The organism is Nakamurella sp. (genome assembly GCF_048594475.1).
In the GTDB taxonomy this organism is placed as follows: domain Bacteria; phylum Actinomycetota; class Actinomycetes; order Mycobacteriales; family Nakamurellaceae; genus Nakamurella.
Genome location: NZ_JBMDXT010000415.1, coordinates 1 through 21,683 on the forward strand (window position 1 = coordinate 1; position 21,683 = coordinate 21,683).

The following is a 21,683-nucleotide window of genomic DNA, read 5'->3' on the forward strand; positions in this document are numbered from 1 at the left end:
TCGAGCAGGTCGTCCAGCGGCCAGTGGAAGTGATAGGCGATGTACGCGACCTCCTCGTAGAGCCGGTCGGGCGCGTACGTCTCTATTCCCCCAGGCGCCCACCAGCGACGTCGACGGCGAACTGGTGCTCGCACGACGGGCAGGTCACACCGGCCCGGGTGTGGCCCTCCGGGTTGATCCGGCGGTAGAGGTCCTGCAGGAACGCCAGGTCGGAGGCGAACAGGTTCTCGATGATGCCGGCGTGCACGTCGTCGATGGTGCCGATCCGGGTGACCACCCGGCCGAGCAACACGACCGTCAGGTAGGCCGGGTTCTCGCGGACGCGGTCGTCCCGCAGCGGGACCAGCTCGTCCCGGGCCGTGGCCAGGCGCATGACCCCGTCCCGGTGCACCGTGCCGGCGGCGTCCTTGTAGCCGCGCGGCAGGATGAAGCTGAACTCGGTGCGCAGCCCCTGCTCCGGCGGGCGGGCGGCCGAGATCGGCCCCGCCGGCTCCGGGACGGCCGCCCCCTGGACGGGATCCAGGGTGGCGGCGGCGGAACCGGAGAAACCGCGGCGCATTACTCGACCTCGAGCCGCTCGTAGGTGACGACCAGCTTCTCGGTCAGCACGCTGGTGTCACCGGCCTTGAGCGAGCCGATCTCCAGGCTCTTGGGCCAGGCGGCCGTCAGCTTGTACCGCTTGACGGCATTGCCCTCGTAGTCGTAGACGATCACCGCACCGCCCTTGCGGACGTCGCTCATCTTCCCGAACTGCGAGTCCTTGACCCACTTCTCGAAGCTCTGGTCGGCGGTCAGCGGCCGGGTCAAAGTGACCTCGCCGGACTTCCAGCGGCCGGGCAGCTTCTTGATCATGTACTTGCCGTCGGGCCCGTTCTGCTTGAGCTCGATGACGTCCTGCTCCATCTTGAGCCCGCTCACCTCGGTGATGGACTTGATGGTGATGCCGTCGACCTCCAGACCGAAGGAATGGCCGACCGAGCTGTCGAGATCTGGCAGAGCCATGTCAGCTCCCTTTCTTGTGCGTCAGGAGGTTATTCGGCGACCAGGCTGGTGCCGCCGGAGAACTGGGACAGCTGGAAGATCACGAACTCGGCCGGCTTGACCGGGGCGACCCCGATCTGGCAGACGACCTGGCCGGCGTCGATCCCTTCGGCCGGGTTGGTCTCCCGGTCGCACTTGACGTAGAACGCCTCGTCGGGGGTGAGACCGAACAGGGCACCCTTGCGCCACTCGTTGACCAGGAACGCCGAGATGGTGCGGCGGATCTTGGCCCACAGCGCGTCGTCGTTCGGCTCGAACACCACCCAGTTGGTGCCGTTGAGGATGGACTCCTCCAGGTAGTTGAACAGCCGGCGCACGTTCAGGTAGCGCCAGGCCGGGTCGGAGGACAGGGTGCGGGCGCCCCAGACCCGGATGCCGCGACCCGGGAAGCTGCGCAGGCAGTTGATGCCGACGGGGTTGAGCAGGTCGTGCTCATTCTTGGTGATCTGCACCTCCAGCGAGATCGCGCCGCGTACCACCTCGTTCGCGGGAGCCTTGTGCACGCCACGGGTGTCGTCGTTGCGGCCCCAGATGCCGGCCATGAAGCCCGACGGCGGCATGAAGACGTTCTTGCCGGTCGAGGGGTCGGCCGCCTTGACCCAGGGCCAGTACAGGGCGGCGTACTTGGAGTCGTAGCCGGCCTTGTCGACCCGCCACTCCTTGACCTGCTGGGCGTTCAGCCCGGGTGGCGGGTCCAGGATGGCGATCCGGTCGCCCATCAGCTCGCAGTGCGCGATCATCGCCAGCTGGACGGCCTTGACCGTCTCGGCGTCGATCGCCCCCTGCTGGTAGGCGCTCATCAGGTCGGGGACGCAGACCATGGTGATCTCGTCGATGGCCTCCAGGCCGGAGAAGCCGGTGCGCTCGGCGACGTCGCCGACGGAGTCGTCGGAGCTCAGGCGCGGGCTGGGCACCGCGGCCGGCGGCGGCGGGGAGAACAGGCTGACGCTGTTCCCGGCGGCCGGCGCCTCGATCGACTGGCCGGTGGCGGTCTCCTCGATCCGGATCACCTTGGACGCGGCGTTGACCGCGGTGGCCACGTTCGCCCGGCCGCGTCCGGTGTTGAGCCGGTCGTACTCCTCCAGCACCTGGTCACCCTGCCGGACGACCAGCTTGAACAGGCCGTCGCCGCCCTCCCCCTCGACGGCCTGCACGTCGACGCTGATCGAACCCTCGGGGGCGCCGCTGTCCAGCGCGACCACCCGGTAGGTGCCGAGCATCGCCTGCGGACCGGCGGTGATGGCCCGGCGGCCGCCGTTGCCGCCGTTGCCGCCGCTCTCCTGCCCGATCCGGACGACGTAGCAGTTGCCGCCGCCGTTCTGGAAGTAGGCGTAGACCGACTGGGCCAGGTAGGAACCCTCGACGAAGCCCCCGAAGTTCGTGACGTACTGGGTCCAGTTCGCCACCAGCGTCGGCGTGTTGAACGGACCGTCCTCGGCCAGGCCGACGAAGGCGGCGACGGCGGTGCCCACCCCTTCGATCGGACGCGACCCGGAATCGACCTCTTCGACGTACACGCCCGGAGAGAGGTAGGTCGGCATGCTGCCTCCTTGGTTGGACACACGAGATGACAGTGATCGTGCGCCGTTTCAGAGGCGGGCGGGATGGTCTGACGGACGTGGGCGGGGGCAGCGTTCGGTGCCCTTTCGGGCACCGGCCGGACCGCCCGCGGGCGGTCCGGTCAGCGGGCCGCCTCGACGACGATCCGTGGCGAGGTGGGCCCGAACGGCTCACCGGTCCAGTCGCCGAAGGTGGCCCGGACGGACAGGCCGGCGTCGGCCAGGTCGGCGGTGAGCCGGTCGAGGCTGCGGAACACCAGCGGCTGGCGCACCGTCAGCTGCTCGCCGGTGTCCTCGAAGACGGTGTGGAAGTCCAGGTGGACGGTGCCGTCCGGGTCCTCGTGAGCCACCGTGATCCACTCGGTGAGGGTGCCGATCCGGGTCGGCCGGGTCGACCGCGGCCGGGCCGCCCACCGCTCCCAGGCCCGGTCGTCGGGGTTGCGGCTGTCGAAGAGCAGCACGCCGCCGACCCGCAGGGTGCCGGCGATGTCCCGCAGGGTCCGCGACCAGTGCGCCTGGCCGATGTGCTGGACCGAGTTGCCGGTGAGCACGACCAGGTCGGCGGCGAGGTCGCCCATCACCGTCGAATCGCCGGAGGTCCAGATGACCGCGTCGCCACCGGGCCGGCGGCGGGCGTGGCCGATCGCGGTGTCGTCGGGATCGACGGCGACGACGGTGCGGCCCGGCCGGGCCAGGGTGACGGCGAGCTGCCCGGTACCGCACCCCAGGTCGACGATGGTGCGGGCGCCGAGCTCCTCGGCCAGCCGGCGGGCGTGGTCGTGGTCCGGGCCGTCGGGGTTGTCGTCGTCGTACAGCTCGATCAGGCGGGGGTCGGAGGCCATGGCCCACCGTAACGGGGGTCCCCGCGGCGCCGGGCGCTACCCGGTGTCGGGCCATTCCTCGACGGGTAGTGGGTCGGGGGTGGCTCGGTACCGGTGGCCGGTCGGGGTCGTCCAGGTCGTTCCGTCGGCCGACATGGTGACGCCGAAACCGCCATGGGTCTTGGCGCGGTGGTCGTTCCGGCAGGCCGGACCGAGATTGCCGGCAGCAGTGGACCCCTGCGGCCAGGGCACCGCATGATCCAGATCGCACCGCTGCGCGGCGAGGTGACAGATGGGGCTGGTACAGACCCCGTCGCGGAACCGCAGCGCGGCGGTGAGCTTCCGGGACGGGAACCGTCCCAGCTCGGCGACGTCCAGCAGGTTGCCAACCGGGTCGGTCAGGAGCCGGTAGAAGAGGGTGCCTTCGTGTCCGGCCAGCTCCCGGACCAGCGAGGCGGGTACGAGCGCCGATCGGTCGGCCAGCTCGCCAGGGGATTCGCTGAACCCGAACAGGGACTGGATCGACACGACCACCCCGATCGTCACCCGCGGCGGCGGCTGCCCGGGGCACGCGGTGGGCCGTGCGCGCTTCGCCGCCTCGATGATCTCCGCGGTCGCGACGGTCCCCGTCCTCACCAAGTTTGCGCCGTCCACCTCAACGGTTGCCGGGTCGGGTTCAAGCTCGTGACGCGGATCCGGGCGGAACGCGCTGGCCGGCAGGCCCCAGTCCGCGTCCGGGTCCCACTCCCGGCCTGCACGCGGGGCATCAACGGGTTCCGCAGAGTCCGCCGCCGGGTCGATGTCGTCTTCCCCGCAGTCGGGTCCGTGCCAGCCGTTGTCGATCCGGCCGAGCAGCAGATCGACCAGAGCGTCCGCCCGCCGCTGGTCCTTCGTCCGCGGGTCGGAGGGGTTCGGCGGTCCTGCCAACCCCTCCAGGAGCAGGTCCACCGCTACCGCCTCCAAGGACGACATGCAGGCGCTGAGGAAGCTGACGCCGTCAAGGTCCGGCCGGATCGAGGCGTATCGATCCTCCAACGACCGGCGGATCCGTTCATCCGCCTGGTCGGATTCGGCGGTCGCGACGAAGCGGTTCAACCAGCGGCCGAGCAGCTCGGGTGTCCTGGTGATCGCCACCGGCACGACCAGCAGGTTGAGCAAGCGCTTCGATTCGTCCCGCACCAATTTCATTAGCGCGTGATTGATCCTTTCGGCCTTCACTTCGTTGATGTCGCCGGCGATCCAGGCATCCCAGACGTCGGGTGTCTCCGACTGGAGCCGACGGCTCATGGTCACGAGCCGTTGAGCGTGCGGCTTGGTGATGGTGACGGCGAGGCCGATCTCGGTGGCAGCGAATTCTCCGGGCTTGTAGCGCGGGTCCGCGCCGGCCGATTCCAGGTCGGCGATCCGCTGCCGGTCGGCCTTCTTGCGGGAGTCGGCGAACTCGACCATCAGGTGCGCGCGGCGCGCCTGCAGCTGGGCCAGCTCCCGATCGGCAGCCTTCAGCGAGTCGATCAGCAGCGCCGCCGACCCGCTCCCAGACCCCGATCCAGCCATGCCCGTAACGTACAACACACGTACGACAGTGCGGCCTGACCTGCACCGTTGACGGTGCGTCAGTCCGGAATGCGGATCACCAGCTGCCACCACTGCCCGGGTTGTCCGACCGAAAGCCCGGCGCCAACTCTCGCCCGAGGTGCCCCGTCCTCGGATCGGCCATCCACGCCTGAAGCGCCCGCGCGGCCCGGTCATGCGATTCGTCCTGCTCGAGGAGGTGACCCACCAGGGCCGCCGCACCGGTCCGCGCCGGTTGGTCCAGCGCCGACGCCTGGAACTCGGGACCAGAGTCGGCGGCGGCACCGACGTACTGAGCGATCACCCGGAAGGCCGCGTCGATGTCCGCACCCGGCTGCCGCATGCCGCGCAGGTACTGCGCCACCTGCAGCGCGGCCGCCGTGTCCCCGGTCCGCAGGATCGTCGCCACCCAGCACCGCACCCGGGCGGCCGCCGTCATCGCGGGCGTGAACGCCGGGTAGTGCGCGACCAGCCACACGTAGTCGCGGACGACGTCCCACGGGGGCCGACCGGGAAAGGCGTCCCAGAGGTCGGGTCCGAGGAACGGCAGATCGATCCGCTCGCCGGGTAGGAGCTCCCGGGCCTGACGCAAGGCCGCGGCGATCCGGTCCGGATCACGGCCCGTCAGGTCCGCTCGAAGGCGATCCCCGAGCGCCTCGGGTGCTGCACTCCCGCCGGTCATCGTTTCCGCAACTGGCCCTTCTCGTCCCAGATCGAGGTGAACAGCGTCGACCGGTTGTCCCAGGTGTCGGCGCCCTCCTTCAGTCTGGCCCGCCGTTCCTGGGCCCGCTTGATCGCCTCGTCGATCATCGGGTGCACCCCGGCCGGCAGGGCCCGCCGCTGCTGCCGCAGGTTGTCGATGATCGTGTCGAGGTTCCGTTCGTAATCGCGACACTTTCCGCCGTGCCAGCTGTGGCCCACCTGCTCCCCGGTTCTGGCTTCATGCTTGGCCGCGCCCTCGCTGGTCCGGTCGCCGAACGAGCCGTAGTTGGTCGTGTACCGGTAGACGTTGTCGACCGCCTCCACCTGAACCCGGACCTGGTTGATCGCCTTGACCTCGTTGCGGGCATCACCGAGGACCTTGGCGCAGGAACTGATCAGGGGGGTCAGGTCCTGATAGGGCCGCAACTGCGCCGGAGTCGTGACCTTCTCCGGGCACGCACCCAGTGCGGTGGCCAGAGCCTCCCGCGCCGTCCGCACCCGCTCGGCCGGAGTCGGCTGGTCGGGTGAAGGGATCACCAGACCGGCCGTGATCGACGCGTCCGCCAGGCCGGCGTCGGCATTGGCGAGTGCGGCCGACGCCTGTGCACGGTACGTGTCCGCCTGCGCCTGCAGCTCCGCCGCCGGGCGGCCGGCCAGCGCGACGTCCTCGATGGTCCGGGTCAGGGCGGTGAACGTCGCGGCTGCGCGCTGGAACGCCGATGCCAGCGCATCCATCTCGGTCGGTGCGGCCTCCTTCTTCTTCCGGATCACTTCGAACCGGTCCTTGTCCACCTTGAACGTCGACTCGGCCGCGGCGAAGTCCGCCTCGGCCTTGCGCGCAACCGTGAGATCGGCCGGGGCGAGCGGGTTCCTGGTGTCCTTGATCTTCTTGCTGACCGGCTTGAGCGCATCCTTGGCGTCGGTCCATCGGTTGGAGGCGGTTTCCCTCAGCTTGCGCACCTCCTCGATCCGTTCATCGGCGATCGGCACCTGCGTGGGTGCGACCATCCGCTGAACCTCGGCCCGTACGCCCCAGACCTTGCCCTGCCGGACCGGTTCGACCACCGACAGTCCGAAGCGGACGCGCACCGCGCCCAGCACCGGCCGGAGCAGCTTCTCACCGACGGCCCGCCCGGCGAAGCGGTTGGCCGCGCCCACCCCGGCGGCCAGTCCCTTCTCCAGCCGCTTCTGCTTCCCCGCCGGCGAGTCGTCCCCGCCGAGCACCTTCGCCTTGACCTTCGCCCCGATCCCCTTGATCCCCCTGATCAAGGGCCCGGCCAGCTTCAGCGCGCCCTTGATGACCGCGTCGAGCGCCTTGTTGATCGGCGCCTGCACGGCCTTGAGGATCGACTTGATCTTGTCCGAGATGCCGCCCAGGCCGAGCAGGTTGGCCAGGAACGCGATGACCAGCGGGACCGCCTTGCCCAGCGCGGCCTCGATCTTGGCCGGCACTCCCCCGACCCCGCCGTTGGCGATGTCGGTGACGGAATCGATGACGGTGCCGACGAAGTCCATCAGCGCGGCGCCACGTTCCATGATCCATTGCACGACCCCGACCAGCGCCTGCACGATCTTGACCAGGGCCCCGGCCGGGTTGAGCAGGCCGATCACCCAGGAGATCCCGGCGGTGATGATCTTCTCCTTGACGAAGTCCATGATCGGCGTGAGGATCATCGACTTCAGGTCGCCGAGCTTGTCCTTGATCCAGGTCCACAGGCCGCCGATGCCCTGGGTGGCCAGGATGGTGAAGATCTCGATCTTGCTCTCGATCACGTCGATCGCGGCCGCCGCCCACGGCGCCAGCTTGGCGATCCGCGCCTTGATGCTGGTCCAGGTCAACCCGAGGATCGACCCGACGAGCTTGAGAATGCCCTTGAGGTCGAACGAATCGGGCAGCTCGATCCCGGCCGAGGCGAGCGCCCCGAACAGCCACCCGAGCAGCCCCTTCTTCAGGTGCGTCAGGATGTTGCCGGCGAACGACAGGAAGCCCTGCTTGACCGCCGACATGAAGTTGGTGATGAACCCGACCGGGTCATCGAGGATCTTGGTGAACGCCGACGCCGCCTTGGCCAGCAGTCCGGTGAACAGCGCCTTCAGCTTGAGAATGGTGTCGATCGCCCCACCGATCGCCTCCTTCGCCTTGTCGACCAGACCCTTGTTCTTCTCCTGCTCGGCCTTGATCTCCTCGTCGACCCGCCCCCGCGCCTCGGTGTACTTGCCGGCCAGGTCGTCCACCAACGACTGCTGCTTGGCGTCGACGTCGGCGTCGAGCTGGTCGAACTTGCCGCCGACGTCCTTGGCCGCCTCGCCGGCGAGCTTCTGCAGCGCGGCCGGCTGCGAGGCGATGAACGCCTTGATCTGCGCGCGCCCCTTCTCCACCCGCGCTTTGGCCGCGTCCAGTTCGCGGCCGATCAGGTCGGCCACCGTCGAGATGACCACCGTCATCCGCGATTCGTAGAGCGCCCTGGCCGCGTCGTAGATCCGGTTCGCCTCGGCCGGCAGCCCGGTGAACAGGTCCGCGGTCCACCTGGCCGCGCCCGTGACGCCGGAATAGCGGTCGTCCTTGTACTTCTCCATGTCGGCCTTGTGCTTGGCCGTGAACGCGGTGCGGGCCGCCGCCTCGCCCGTGTCGAACTCGGCGGTCACCTTGCCGTCGACCCCGTTGAGGATGACCTCGACGTCGGCCTTGGTCCGGTCGAAGATCGTGTTGATCTCCCCGGAGATGCGGGCCCGCTCGACCTCGTCCTTGGCCTTCGTGTCGGTCTTGGCTCCGGCCACCCGGGCCAGCGCGCCGGCCTTGTCCCGCACCATCCCGGCCATGGCCGCCGACGCCCCCGCCCCGGCGTCGGCCTTCGCGGCCCCCAACTGCGCCGACTCGTGCGCGCGGATCGCCGCCGGGGCGGCCGCGGCGTGCGCCTCCGCGCCCTTCTTGGCCGTCGCCGCCTCCTGCAGCTGCGGCTCGTTCGACTTCTCCAGGTGCTGCTCGGTGACCTGCGCGTCCGCCATCTGCTGGTTCACCTGGGCCGGGCCGCCGGTGAAGGTGACCTGCTCGGCCGGCGCCGGGCCGGGCATCGCCGCCGCGCCGTCCACCCGGGGGGGGGGCGCGGCCGGTTCCGGCGCCAGCGGGGTCACGGGCTTCTCCCGGCCCGCCGAGGGGTCGGGGGTGCGGCCGGCCTCGTCCTTGACGTTCTTGACCGAGGCGTCGCGGCCGGACGTGACCTGCGACATCACCTGGTTCTTGACGCCGTCGGCCTTCCCCGACTGGGCGAACTTGTCGGCCTCGTCGAGGTTCTTGGGCGCGGCGGCGGCGATCGCCTTGCCGACCGCCGCGATGAACGCCGCCTTGTCGAAGCCGCCGGGTTTCGCCGCCGACATCGCGTCGGCCTGCGCGGCCTTGGCCTGCCCCGCCTTGTCGTCCGGCGGCCCCTTGGCGGCCGCCTGCGCCTTGCCGACCTCGGCGGTCGGCGGGGGATGCTTGCGCAGCGCGACCCCGGCCGCCCTGACCGACCCGGTCACCGCCCGGAACCTCGGGTCGGCCGCCGGGTCGGCGGCCGGCGGCGGTACCGGCGGGGCGGTGGATCCGGCGCCGCCGGCCGGGACGAGCCGCTGAACGGCACCCGCGGCCGTGACGGCGGATTGGACCGGGGCGGCGGACGCCGCCGGCGCGGGGACCGCGGCCCCCGGACGCGCCCGCACCAGCCCCGCGACGGCCGCATTGCCTGCGCTGCGTTGCAGCAGCGCGAGCGATCGTGGGTTCATCGTCGCCGGCGGCCGGCGCCGGGGTGTCGACGGGGCCGGCTCGACGGCCGGACCGACGGAGATACCGACCGACGGAGCCAGGGCGCGGTCATCCGGACGCCGCCGCCCGGCGGGCTCCGGTTCCGGGCCGACGCGATCCGCGGCAGCGGACACCGGCACCCCCTCCGCGCGGGTCGGTCAGTCGGTCACTCCTCCTCGGCGGCTTCGTCCTCCTGCGCCTCCCGCTGGACGAACGAACCCTGGGCGGTGGCCTCCTCCTCCTCGGGCGCCTCCTCCCGCTGGACGTCCCCGTCGGCGTGGCGCTGCACGAACGCGCCCTGCACCGACTCCTCGTCCTCGTGCCGCTGGACGGCGGACCCCCCACCGGTCGCCTGCTGGGCGGTGGCCGCGGGGGCCGGCGCGGCCATCGCCCGGTCCGCGTTCGCCGACGCCTCCCGCTCGAAGCGGTCCGACGGGTCACTGACCTTGATCCCGCCACCGGAATCGGTGCCGTCGACCGGGCCACTGCGCTGCTGGATCACGTGGGTCAGCTCGTGCGCCAGCATCGTCTTGCCGGCATGTGACGCCGGGTCGTACTTGTCGCGTTGGAAGACCACGTTGGATCCGACGGTGTAGGCGTGCGCGTTGACCGACTTCGCGGAGTCGTGCGCGGCGGAGTCGGTGTGCACGCGGACGTCGGAGAAGTCGTGGCCCAACCGCCCCTGCATCTCCTCGCGGACGTCCGCCGGCAGGGGGCTGCCGCCGCCCGAACCGACCACGTCGTGCACCGGCGAGCGCTGCTCCGCGGGCTCCTGGTCCAGCAGGGCCCCGACGCCGGCGTTGCCGACCGCCCGCTGCAGGCCGAGAATCCCGGCCCCGTCGAGGACGTCGCTCCGCCCGGCGGATGCCGCGCGGAGCAGGTGGGCCGGGGGCTGGGCATCGATGCGGGCCGACTTGGGCCGCAGCGTGGTGTCCTCGGTGTCGTGGTCGTGGGTTCGCATGACTGGTCCCTCCCGCGGCCCGGTGAGTCGTTCCGGGCGCCGCCGACCCGTCGATCGTCCCACCGCCGGACGCCGCCGCACAGGGGTTATCCGGACGACCCAAGGGGACGGCCCGGCTGCCCGATCGGGCAGCCGCCACCCCGATCAGCCCCGCTGCGGCGCCAGGTAGCCGCCGACGAACGCGAGCGCGCAGCCGGCGAGCACGATGAACGCGCCGACGTCGATCCGGGCGACCGCCACCAGGTTGATCGCGACGGAGATCAGGAAGGCGGCGGTCAGGGCGGCCCCGGCCGCGGCCGCCCACCGGGTCAGCCGGCCCTTGGGCCCGAACACGCCGATGGCGGCGACGATCGCGGCGACGATGATCAGCGCACCCCCGGTGAGCAGCGGCTGGGCGACCACCTGCTCGACCGCATCCCCGAACTGGGCCAGGTCGAGCTGCTCGGACAGACGGTCGATTTCCGCCCCGGTGAAATCGACGCCCCGCAACACCGGCCCGGCGCTCCACGGCACGAACACGCCGACGATCATCAGGGCCGCGCCGAGCAGGGTCAGGAGCACCCGCCAGACCGGGCGCCAGTCCATCGACTCCTGGACGAAGCTGCCGGTCGCCTCGGTCTCCTTGGCCCCGTCGGTGGCGGCCACCGTGAACGGCCGGGTGACCTCCTCGCCGCCGTCGGGTCGGGGCGCGGAGATGTCGACCCGGACCGCCCCGCTCTGCCCGGGCGCGAGATCGATCACCGGCGGGTCGAACGAGAACCGCACGACGCGCTCCGGGTCGTGCCCGCGGAACTGCACCCGCCGCGGCCGGGACCCGCCGCGGTTGTCGGCGATCACGGTGGCCGCGGCGCTGCGCCGGTCCCGGGTCCGCAGCACGCTGGGTTCCAGCCGGATCGTCATCGGCTCGTCGGGCGGAGGCGGTGACGTCGCCTGGGTGAAGGTGCCCTCGACCTCCTGCTCGGTGCTGCCGTCCGCACCCGCGGTCGAGGCGATGACGGTGAACGGGCGGGTCGCGTCCCGGCCCGGTTCGGGCGGGTAGGCGTCGATCCGCACCTGGGCGCGGGCCACCTGCCCGGGCCCCACCTCGACCACGGCCGGCCAGAAGGAGAACCCGATCGCCTGCTCCGGGTCGGCCCCGGACAGGGTCACCCGGCGCGGCCGGGTGCCGCGCCGGTTGTCGACCACCACCTGGAACTGCCCGTTCGGCGCGTCCCGGACCCGGATGACGCTCGGTTCCAGGCGGACCGCGACCGGAACCTCGACCGGCTTGGGCGAGGTGACCTGGACGAACGAACCCGAGGCCTCCACCTCGCGGGGCGGGGCGTCCCGGCCGCCCCCTTCGGCGGCGACCACCGTGATCTGCCGGGTCGCCTCCTGCCCGAACTCCGGCGGCGGGGCCTCGATCCGCACCCGCGCCCGGCCGATCTCACCGGCCAGCACGTCCAGGGAGGGCGGGAAGAAGGTGAACCGGACGGCCCGCTCCGGGTCCCGGCCGGACAGGAAGACCCGCCGGGGCCGGTGCCCGGCGCGGTTGTCGACCAGCACCTCGAACTGCGCGACGGCCGCGTCGCGGACCCGGACCACGCTCGGGTCCATCCGGACCGTCAGCGGGACGTCCACCGGCGCCGCCGATGTCGCCTGCACGAAGGTGGCCGGCACCTCCAGGTCGGAGGCCCCCGGCGAGGTGGCCAGCACGGTGAACGAGCGGGACACCTCCTGCCCGGCGGCCGGCGCCGGGGCCTGGATCCGCAGCCGCGCGGTGCCCGTCTCCCCCGCCAGCACGTCCAGCGAGGGCGGGGAGAACGAGAAGTGCACGATGCGCTCCGGGTCGCGGCCGCCCAGGAACACCCGCCGGGTGCGCCGGCCGCCGCGGTTGTCCAGGACGACGTCCAGCCGGCCGCTCTCGCTGTCGCGCACGCGGACCAGCGTCGGCTCCACCCGCAGCGCCAGCGGGGCCTCCTCCGTCGCGGTCTGCAGCAGTGTCGCGGTGGCGGTGACCTGCTCCTCGCCGTCGACGGCCGCGATCGTCAGTGACCGGGTGGCGGTCTGGCCGGCCTCCGGGGTCGGTGCGGTGAGCCGGACGGCGGCCGCCGCGGATTCACCGGCCGGCACGTCCAGCACCGGCGGGGTGAAGGTGAACCGCACGACCCCCTCGGGATCGCGGCCGCTCAGCGTGACCCGGCGGGCCTGGTTGCCGATGCCGTTGTCGATGACGGCCTGCAGCTCACCGGCGGCGTCGTCCCGCACCCGCACCACGCTGGGCTCCAGCCGCAGCACCAGCGGCACCTCGACGCCCGGCACCGTCAGCTCGACCGGCTGATCCACCGTGATCTCGGGGTGGGCCACCGATTGCACCCGCACGACCAGCGTGCTGACCCCGGCCGGCACCAGCCGGCCGCCGGCGATGCGCAGGGTGATCGCGGTCCGGTCGTTGCTCCCGGGCAGCAGCCGCACCTCCTGCTCGGACGCGGTCAGCCAGTCGGGGGCCTCAGGAGCCCAGATCCGGTAGGCGTCGACGATCGGCGACAGGTTGTAGACCTGCACCTGGAGGGTCTCGGCGTCGCCACCCGGCACCACCTGGACGGCGGTGGGCTCCAGTACGGCCCGGACCGGTTCGGTCGCCGGCTGCGGCCGGGTCGCGGGCTGCGGCCGGGTGGCGGGCTGCGGCCGGGTGGCCGGCCGGTCGGTGGGAACGGCCCGCGGGACGGGATCGCCGGCGGCCTCAGCGCCGGCCCCGGCCACGGTCCCGGCGACCGCCGGCGCCGCGACGGGTTCGGCGACCGCCGGCTCCCGCGGGTCCGGATCCGCCGGGCCCGGATCGAGCGGAGCCGTGGACGGGGCGCTCGCGTCCACATCCGGCTCCGGGTCCGCACCCCCGGGCGTGCCCGGCAGCGAGGTCAGGTCGACCTCCCGGGTCTCGCCCCACGAGAGGTAGGACTGGCACTCGACGCAGAACTGGGTCCCCGCCTCGTTCCGGGTCCCGCACTGCTGGCAAATGATGTCGTCCATCGCCCCTCCACGCCGGTGGCCGTCCGTCGCGCCCTGCCTCGACCGCACACGAGTCAGGAGAGATCATGACGCAGATCCGGACACTCGCCGATCAGTCCTCGACGATGTCCAACCGCATCTGGGACAGGGTCCGCAGAACCTGACGGATCGTCCGCTCGTCGGCCCCGGCGTCGACCAGCGCGGCGTTGAGATGGCCCAGCACCCGGTCGAACGCGGCATCGGTGATGCGCAGGCCGTGATGGGCCCTGGCCATCTCCCGGCCGCTGTACCGGCTGGGCCCGCCGACCGCCGCGGCCAGCAGTTCCACCTGATGGGTGCGGAGCCGGTCCAGATCGGCCCCGACGAAGAACGGGGTGAGCGCGGTGTCGGCGGCGATCCGGTCGTAGAACTGCTCGACCGCCCGCCGGATCCCCGGGTGGGCGCCCAGCGCCTGGTACGCACCCTCGACCGAATCCGACACTCCTCCACCATAGGGCCAGAACGGTCACGTGACGTATCGCGACCGGCACTCTGGGTTGAGGTCGGCATCACCGGACCGGGGCGGGCTTTCCGCCCCCGGCGGCGGCACCCGGCTTGATCAGGTAGGGGCCGAACTCGCGCTCCAGCACCAGCCGGCCCATCTTCCGGTACTCCGCGGCGATCGCCGCGATCAGCTCCGGCATGCCGATCGCCCCGCCGGCCCCCGCGGCGAGGTAGCCGGCGGTGGTGGCCGCCGACCGGATGTTGCCGCCGGACATGGTGAAGGCGCGGGCGCAGAAGTCCAGGTCGAGATCGTCGGTGACGGGCACCGGCGGGCGCAGGCAGCGCTGCCAGATCGACAGGCGGGACCGCTCGTCCGGCGCCGGGAAATCGATGATCATGTCCAGCCGGCGGGTGAAGGCGTCGTCGATGTTGGAGCGCAGGTTGGTGGACAGGATGGCCAGACCGTCGAACGTCTCCATCCGCTGCAGCAGGTAGGCGCTCTCGATGTTGGCGTACCGGTCGTGCGCGTCGCGCACCTCGCTGCGCTTGCCGAAGATGGCGTCCGCCTCGTCGAAGAGCAGGACCGCGTTGACCCCGCCGGCCTCGCTGAAGATGCGCTCGAGGTTCTTCTCGGTCTCGCCCACGTACTTGTCGACCACGGTGGCCAGGTTGACCGTGTACAGGTCCAGGCCCAGCTCGCCCGCGATGACCTCGGCGGACATCGTCTTGCCGGTGCCCGAGTCGCCGGCGAACAGCGCGGTCACCCCGCGGCCGCGGCCGCCGCCCTGCCGCATCCGCCACTCCACGAGCACCCGGTCCCGGTTGCGGGCCCGCGCGGCCAGATCCCGGAGCAGTCCCCGGGCCTGGTCGGGCAGCACGATGTCGTCCCAGCCGACCGCCGGCTCGACCCGCCGGGCCAGCCGCTCCAGGCCGGCGGCGTTCTGCGCGCGGGCCCCTCGGCGCAGGTGCTCGGCGGTGAGGCCACCCCCGGTCAGGGCCGCGCCGGCCGCGGCGGCCGCCACCGCGCGGGCGACCTGGTGCGGCCCGAGCACGAAATGCGCCGGGACCGCGGCGAGGTCGATCGGGTCCGGGCCCGGCGTCCCGCCGGCCGAGCCGGGCAGGTGGGCCGCCCACAGCTCGATCCGGTCGGTCGGGGTGAGGGTGCCGGCGTCGACGACCAGCGGGACCCGGTCGGTCCAGGCCGGATCCCAGGTGACCCGGCCGACGACCGCCACCGGGCCCGGCAGGTCGGTCAGCATCCGCAGCGCCTCGGGCTGTTCGACCAGCGACTCGACCGGCCCGGCCACCACCCCCGCACCGCGCAGCAGGGCCTCGCGGCCGAGCACCGTCACCGCCTCCCGCGGGTGGGCGGCCTGGGCCAGCCGGGTCAGGTCGACGCCGAGCACCGGCCGGCCCGCGGCCTGCAGGGCCGCGGCCGCCACCGAAGCGCCGAGGCCGGCGCCGGTCTCTCGCACGTAGCAGAGCCGGTGGCCGGCCTGCAGCGCCCGGGCCAGCTGACCCGAGCGCTCCCCGGCGAACGGGACCGGGTCGGTCAGCACGCCGACCAGGGTCGGGTCCGGACCGTCATCCCCGAGCAGGTGCGCCGCCACCCGGTCCGGGACGCGCAACGCCCGGGTGAGGAAGGGGCGGTCGACGTCGTCCAGCACGACCAGGGACCGGTCGATCAGCGGCGCCCCCGGCATCAGCCGGGCCCGGGCCGCAGCCGACGCCGGCGGGACGTCGGCCAGGGCCAGCGCCAGCGCGATGGTCGCGCGGCGCCGGGTGACGTCGTCGTTGAGGTACCCGTAGAGCCGCTCGAACCGGCTGTCCAGGTCGGGAACCAGCGCCACCACGAGGATCTCGGTGTCCAGCTCGGTGAGCCCGGCGTCCGTGGCCAGCCGGCGCTGCCGCAGTTCGTGGCCGGCGGCGACCGCCGCGTCGGCCTCGGCCTCGATCCCGGCCCGGGCCGTCCGGTCGGGGCCGGGCGCCGGGCCGGCCGGCGCCAGCAGCTGGTCGACCACCTCGTCGGTGACGTACAGGCCGCGGAACGGATCGTCCGGGGCGGGGTCGTCGGCCCGCCGGTGCAGCACCAGCGCGCGGATCCGGTCCTCGACCAACCCGATCCGGCGCAGCAGGTAGGTCAGCCCGGCCGCGTCGGTCACCGCTGGTCCAGGCCGCTGGACCGGCGACGGCGCGGCTTGCGGGGGGCGTCCGGTTCGGTGGCGTCGGGTTCGGTGGCGTCGGCGTGGGCGGCGGGTTCGGTGGCGGTTTCGGAGGCCGGCCCGGTGGTGTCGCCGGCCGCCGTTCCGGTGCGCCGGCCGCTGTCGGCCAGCTGCTGCCAGGACAGCCCGCGCACCATCGCGGTGGTCAGGGTGCCCCCGGTCGCTCCCGTCCCGCCCGATCGCGACCGCGCGGTTCGGGCTGTCGATCGGGCGGTCGAGCCGGCGCCGTCCGCGCCGTCCGCGCCGTCCCCGCCCGGGACGGGCGGCTCGTCGTCCGGTCCGACGGCCAGCGGTCGCAGCTGCTGGCGGTCCTCCCGCGGCGGCCAGGCCGGGCCACCGGACCCGCCGGCACCGGCACCGGCACCGCCGAGCCCGCCGAGCGCGATCGTCGGCGGCTGCACCACCGGCGGTCCGGCGTGGTACTGCTGCCCGGTGTCGGTCGGCGCGCTCACCACGACGTCCAGCGACGGCTTGAGCTCACCGCCCAACGCCGACCAGACGTCCGCGAACGACCGGTCCTCGGGCGGCGGCAGGGCGACAGTGACCGGCACCGGCAGGCCCATCTCGGCCAGCGGGCCGGTGAGGAACTCGGTGGGCAACGCGTCGTGCCGCAGGAAGCAGGACAGCAGCGCCGCGAGCAGCCGGTGCTCGTCCTCCGGTCGCTGCGTCCACGCGGTGACCAGGTAGGAGAGCTTGAAGTGGCGGGGCGGCAGGTGCCGCGCGCGGACCCGGTCCCGGTCGTCGTACTCGTTGATCAGGCCGCGTTCGCGGCGCCGCAGGTCCTCGCGGATGTCGTAGAGGTAGACGTCGATCGTGGGGACGTTGCGCCGGCCCGCCCAGTCCTTGGTCGGTGCGTCGAACAGCACCTCGACCTCGGTGCCCGCGATCGCCTCCCGCTCGATGAGCGAGCGCAGCGCGACGTCGACCTCGGGGATCACCGGACCACTGTGCCGCGGCCCGCGGCCCGGGTGAACGGTGCTCGGGCCAGCCTGCCGGGCACCGTTGGGTGCCCGAACGGGCAGCCCGCGCGCGGCGACCGGCGCCGGCCGGTCCGGGGCCGGGCGGTCATCAGATCAGGCCCTCGCGGACGGCGTAGGCCACCGCGTGCGACCGGTTTCGCAGCTGGAGCCGGGTGGTCACGTCGTGCAGGATGTTCTTGACCGTCCGCTGGCTGTACGACAACCGGCCGGCGATCTCCGCCGTGTCGTGCCCGTTGGCCACGAGCTTGAGCACCTCGGCCTCCCGCTCGGACAGCCCGGTGAAGGCCAGGCCGCGCGGGGCGAGCACCTGGCGCTGCAGCCGGCCCACCTGACCCAGCAGCCGGCCGAGCAGATCCGGCGGCACCTCGCCCTCGCCCGCGGCGACCCGCAGGATCGCCCGGGCCAGCGCGTCCGGCCCGGCGTCGCCGCGGCGCAACAACCCGCCGACCCCGGCCTCGGCCGCGGCGACCAGCGTCGCGTCGTCGATCACCCGGGCCACCAGGACCGTCCGGGGCACCGAGCCGCGTTGCAGGGCCCGCAGCACCCGCAGCACCTCGTCGTTGATCCCGTCCGCCACCACCACCGCGACCGCGGCCTCGCCGAGATGCTCGGCGTCGACCACCCGGATCTCCGGGCGCAGGCGCAACTGGCTGATCACGCCCGCCTGGGAGATCGGGTCGCTGGCGTAGACGTACGTCGCGACCGGGCCGGCGGCCTGGCCCGTGGACGATCCGGACGACTGCATCGTGTTCCTCCCGACGACTGGGCGGTGGTGCACCCCCACCTGCCTCATGGGGCATGGTGGCGGACGGTGCTCAACGCCCGCTCAACGTGCTTTGTCCGGTTTTCCGGGCCGGTCCGCCCCGCCGTTCCGCCGCTCAACGCCCCTCAACACGGCTCAACGGGCCGCTCAACGCCGAACGGGCAGCCGCTCGGCTGCCCGTTCGGGTCGTGCGGGGGATGCGGTTCAGGTGGTGACGAGGTCGGCGCAGGCCGGCACCTGGGCCATCAGCTCCTGCAGCTCCGCCCCCTGGAAATCGGCGAGCCCGTAGTCGCTCTGGCCCAGTTGCTCGATCTCGGCGTTGACCTGCTCGACCGCGGCGTCGACCGACGCGCGGTCCGGGGCCTGCTGGATGATGACCGCGGCGCCCAGAGTGATCGAGGACAGGTCGTTCAGGTAGGCCAGGTAGCCGTCGTGCAGATCCTGTCCCCCGGCGACCGTGGGCGCGTCCAGCGCGTTCAGCCGATCGGTCATGCCCAGCAGCGTGTCGGTCAGATCGCCGTAGTAGGTGACGTACGCGTCGCGGTACTCGGCGTCGGTGGCCGTGTCGTCGACCGTGGGCACCGCGAACAGCGAGCCCAGCAGGACGCCCAGATCGGTGCAGCTGGTCTCCAGCCAGGCCTGGGTGGTCGCGTCGAGCGAGGCCGGCTCGACGACGGTGACCGTCCGGTCGCCGGCGGTGGTGGACGGATCGGCCGGCCGGGAGGGGCTGCTGGACGAACTCGACGACGAGGAGGACGAGGAGGACGAGGGGGCCGAACTGGCGGAGGTGGCGGCCACCGTGCCCCCGGCGGACGGCGTACCGGCGGTCGCCGACGAACAGGCGACGGTGAACGCCGCGGTGGACACGAGCGCGGCGGCGGCCAGGCTCTGCTTCAGGTAGTTGCGCAGCTTCATGCTCAAGGCACCTCAAAGAGACGTCCCGCAGGCGGGATCACCGGAATGGAAAGGTTTTTCGCCGCAACGCCGGGCGTGCGGTCGAACGCTCAGCAGGAGCGCTTCCACCTGGTTTCGAGACGTCTGGGCCGCCGGATGTGACCTGGATCACGAATCGAGCCGGACGCGAGCGGATCAGCTCGCGCCCACCAGCTCCCCGTCATCCGCCACGTCGGCACCGTCCCCGGCGGCGTCACTCGCAGCGTCACCGGCCACCGAGGTCGACGCGGTCACCGCTGCGGGCCGGTCCCGGATCCGCTGGCTGATCACCTGCGAGATCCCGTCGCCGCGCATCGAGACGCCGTACAGGGCGTCGGCCGATTCCATGGTGAACTTCTGGTGGGTGATGACGATCAGCTGCGAGGACTCCCGCAGCTCGGCCATCAGCGACACCAGCCGGGTCAGGTTGACCTCGTCCAGCGCCGCCTCCACCTCGTCCATCACGTAGAACGGGCTGGGCCGGGCCCGGAAGATGGCCACCAGCAGGGCGACCGCGGTGAGCGACCGCTCCCCACCGGAGAGCAGGCTCAGCCGCTTCACCTTCTTGCCCGGCGGCCGGGCGTTGACCTCGATACCGGTGGCCAGCATGTCCGACGGGTCGGTCAGCACCAGCTCGCCGTCGCCGCCCGGGAACAGGGTGGAGAAGACGATCTTGAACTCCCGTTCGACGTCCCAGTACGCCGCCTCGAACAGCTCCAGGATCTTCTCGTCGACGTCCTTGATCACCTGGAGCAGGTCCTTGCGGGTGGACTTGAGGTCCTCCAGCTGGGTGGACAGGAACTTGTGCCGCTCCTCCAGCCCGGCGTACTCCTCCAGGGCGAGGGGATTGACCTTGCCGAGCGCGGTCAGGTCCTTCTCGGCCCGGCGCAACCGGCGCTCCTGGGTCGGCCGGTCGTAGGGCATCGAGGGCGGCGCGGCGACCTCCTCGCCGCGTTCCTTGGCCGCCTCGTACTCGGCCATCTCCTGCGGGTTCGGCGGGACCGGCACGGCCGGCCCGTAGCCGGCGATGAGGTCCTCGGCCGGGATCGCGAACTCCTCGACCGCGCGGTCGGACAGCTGCTGGGCGAGCATCGTCTGCTGGGCCCGCAGCACCTCGCCCGAGTGCACCGCGCTGGTCAGCTTGTCCCACTGCCCCTGCAGCTCGGCGGCCCGGGCCCGGGCCTCGTGCAGGACGGCGTCGACCTCGGCGCGGCGCTGCGCGCAGGTGTCCTTCTCCGCGGCCGCCTCGGCCAGCGAGACGGCCAGCCGGGCCGCGACCCGCTCCCCCAGCTCGGCGACCCGGGTGGCGACGGCGGCCTGGGCGACCCGCCGTTCGTTGGCGGCGGCGATGCGGCGGCGCTGGTCGCGTTCGGCCGCCGCCGCCCGGCGCAGCGACTCGCCGGCCCCGGCCGCGTTGGCCGCCCGCTCCTGGGCGGAGCGGTGCACCAACCGGGCCTCGACCTCGCGCTGCCGCGCCTCGTCGGCGGCGTCGGCCAGCTCGTCGCGCAGCGAGGTGTCCACCTCGACCGGCGCCTCCTCCGACTCCGCCGCCGCCAGCCGGGCGGCCAGCTCGTCGACGGCCTGCCGGTGCTGTTCGCGGGCGGCCTCGGCGGCCTGCCGGCGCTCCTCGAGCCGGCTCGCCTCGGCGGCCGCGGCCCGGGCCGCGGAGCCGAAGCGCCCCAGTTCCTCGGCCACGGCCGACATGTGGGCGTCGGACTCGTTCAACGCCGCGAGCGCGGCCGCCGCCGCGGCGTCGGCCGCGGCGCCGCGGGCCGTGGCGGCGGCCCGCGCGGTCTCCAGCTCGGCGATGCGGGTCTGCGCCGCGTCCAACTCGGCCGCGGCCTGGTCCCGGGTCGCCTGGATCTCCAGCAGGGTCTGGCCGCCGGCACTGCCACCGTGCGCCCAGTCGGGCCCGATCACGTCGCCGTCCGCGGTCACGCACCGCACGTCGGGCAGCTCGCCGATGAGGGCGACGGCCGCGGCCGGATCGGCGACCACGGCGACCCGTTCCAGGGTCCGCTCCAGCGCCGGCAGCATCGCCTCCGGCGCGCGGACCAGGTCCACGGCCCACCGCGCACCGGCCGGCAGCTCGGGCCAGGATCGCCGGTCGGGCCGGCTGCGCGCGGCCTGGATCAGCAGGCCGGCCCGGCCGCTGTCCTTGCGGCGGAGCAGCTCCAGCGCCTGCACCGCGTCGGGCACTGACCTCACCGCGACGGCGTCGGCGATCGCGCCGAGCGCGGCGGCCACCGCGGTCTCGAAGCCGGGGGTGACGGTGATCGCGTCGGCGACCCCGCCGACCAGTCCGGGCACCCCGGCCCCGGCGGCCAGCAGATCGGCGGTGCCGTCACGCCGGTCCAGGCCCAGCGCGAGCGCGTCGACCCGGGCCCGCAGCGCGGACGCCGCGCTCTGCGCGGTCCGCAGCTCGTCGGTCAGCTCGGCCGCGGCCGTGCGGGCCAGCTCCAGCTCCTCGGTCGCCTGCTCGTGCGCCTCGTCCAGGCCGACCTCGGAGGAGTCCAGATCGCCGACCGTGCCCTGGGCGCGGGCGAACTCGGCCTGCGCGGCGGCGGCCCGGTCCCGGGCCTCGGTGACGGCGGCGGAGAGCCGCTGCACCTCGTCGGTGCCGGCGGACAGCCGCGACCGCGCCGCGTGCACCTGCCCGGACAGCTTGGCCAGGCCCTCCCGGCGGTCGGCGATGAGCCGGGTCGCGGCGGCCAGCTCGTGGTCGGCGGCCCGCAGCGCCTGTTCGCGCGCGGTGCGTTCCTCGGAGGCCTCCGCCAGCTGCTCGGCGGCCGCATCGACCGCCTCCACCAGGGCCTCGTGCTCGGCCTCGGCCCGCTCGGCCCTGGCCTCCAGCTCGTCGGGATCGCGGCGGGACTCGGC

General features: G+C 73.1%; 15 protein-coding genes. All 15 read right to left on the minus strand.

The features are described from left to right. Nucleotides 1–82 precede the first annotated feature (82 nt). The gene (locus tag ACOJUF_RS18895; RefSeq protein ID WP_420123363.1) at nucleotides 83–559 is read right to left on the minus strand and encodes a hypothetical protein; all 477 of its coding nucleotides are present in this window, start codon (nucleotides 557–559) and stop codon (nucleotides 83–85) included. After that, the gene (locus ACOJUF_RS18900; RefSeq protein WP_420123364.1) at nucleotides 559–1,002 is read right to left on the minus strand and encodes a phage tail protein; all 444 of its coding nucleotides are present in this window, start codon (nucleotides 1,000–1,002) and stop codon (nucleotides 559–561) included. The genes ACOJUF_RS18895 and ACOJUF_RS18900 overlap by 1 nt, the downstream gene beginning before the upstream one ends. A 29-nt stretch (nucleotides 1,003–1,031) precedes the next feature. Continuing rightward, nucleotides 1,032–2,582, minus strand: coding sequence for a phage tail sheath family protein (locus tag ACOJUF_RS18905; RefSeq protein WP_420123365.1), 1,551 nt, complete (start codon nucleotides 2,580–2,582; stop codon nucleotides 1,032–1,034). Nucleotides 2,583–2,722: 140 nt separating this feature from the next. Further along, on the minus strand, nucleotides 2,723–3,442 hold the full coding sequence (locus ACOJUF_RS18910; protein ID WP_420123366.1) for a class I SAM-dependent methyltransferase: 720 nt from the start codon (nucleotides 3,440–3,442) through the stop codon (nucleotides 2,723–2,725). Nucleotides 3,443–3,478: 36 nt separating this feature from the next. Beyond that, nucleotides 3,479–4,870, minus strand: a complete 1,392-nt coding sequence (locus tag ACOJUF_RS18915; RefSeq protein ID WP_420123367.1) for a DUF222 domain-containing protein — start codon at nucleotides 4,868–4,870, stop codon at nucleotides 3,479–3,481. A 181-nt stretch (nucleotides 4,871–5,051) separates the two neighbouring features. Further along, the gene (locus ACOJUF_RS18920) at nucleotides 5,052–5,585 is read right to left on the minus strand and encodes a hypothetical protein (protein WP_420123368.1); all 534 of its coding nucleotides are present in this window, start codon (nucleotides 5,583–5,585) and stop codon (nucleotides 5,052–5,054) included. Between the two features lie 86 nt (nucleotides 5,586–5,671). Next, nucleotides 5,672–9,454, minus strand: a complete 3,783-nt coding sequence (locus tag ACOJUF_RS18925; RefSeq protein WP_420123369.1) for a phage tail protein — start codon at nucleotides 9,452–9,454, stop codon at nucleotides 5,672–5,674. A gap of 185 nt (nucleotides 9,455–9,639) precedes the next feature. After that, a complete protein-coding gene (locus ACOJUF_RS18930) occupies nucleotides 9,640–10,434 on the minus strand; it encodes a DUF4157 domain-containing protein (protein WP_420123370.1) in 795 nt (264 codons plus the stop codon). A gap of 144 nt (nucleotides 10,435–10,578) precedes the next feature. Then, the gene (locus ACOJUF_RS18935) at nucleotides 10,579–13,443 is read right to left on the minus strand and encodes a hypothetical protein (RefSeq protein WP_420123371.1); all 2,865 of its coding nucleotides are present in this window, start codon (nucleotides 13,441–13,443) and stop codon (nucleotides 10,579–10,581) included. 91 nt (nucleotides 13,444–13,534) lie between these two features. Further along, complete coding sequence (locus tag ACOJUF_RS18940) at nucleotides 13,535–13,903, minus strand: group I truncated hemoglobin (RefSeq protein WP_420123372.1); 369 nt, start codon at nucleotides 13,901–13,903, stop codon at nucleotides 13,535–13,537. A gap of 67 nt (nucleotides 13,904–13,970) precedes the next feature. Further along, on the minus strand, nucleotides 13,971–16,067 hold the full coding sequence (locus tag ACOJUF_RS18945) for an ATP-binding protein (protein WP_420123373.1): 2,097 nt from the start codon (nucleotides 16,065–16,067) through the stop codon (nucleotides 13,971–13,973). Further along, complete coding sequence (locus ACOJUF_RS18950; protein WP_420123374.1) at nucleotides 16,064–17,065, minus strand: DUF4255 domain-containing protein; 1,002 nt, start codon at nucleotides 17,063–17,065, stop codon at nucleotides 16,064–16,066. Before ACOJUF_RS18950 ends, ACOJUF_RS18945 begins: the two co-directional genes overlap by 4 nt. Nucleotides 17,066–17,195: 130 nt before the next feature. Next, nucleotides 17,196–17,852, minus strand: a complete 657-nt coding sequence (locus tag ACOJUF_RS18955; protein WP_420123375.1) for a LuxR C-terminal-related transcriptional regulator — start codon at nucleotides 17,850–17,852, stop codon at nucleotides 17,196–17,198. A gap of 222 nt (nucleotides 17,853–18,074) precedes the next feature. After that, on the minus strand, nucleotides 18,075–18,785 hold the full coding sequence (locus ACOJUF_RS18960) for a hypothetical protein (protein ID WP_420123376.1): 711 nt from the start codon (nucleotides 18,783–18,785) through the stop codon (nucleotides 18,075–18,077). A gap of 174 nt (nucleotides 18,786–18,959) precedes the next feature. Next, on the minus strand, nucleotides 18,960–21,683 hold a 2,724-nt coding region (locus ACOJUF_RS18965; RefSeq protein ID WP_420123377.1), incomplete at its 5' end, for an AAA family ATPase.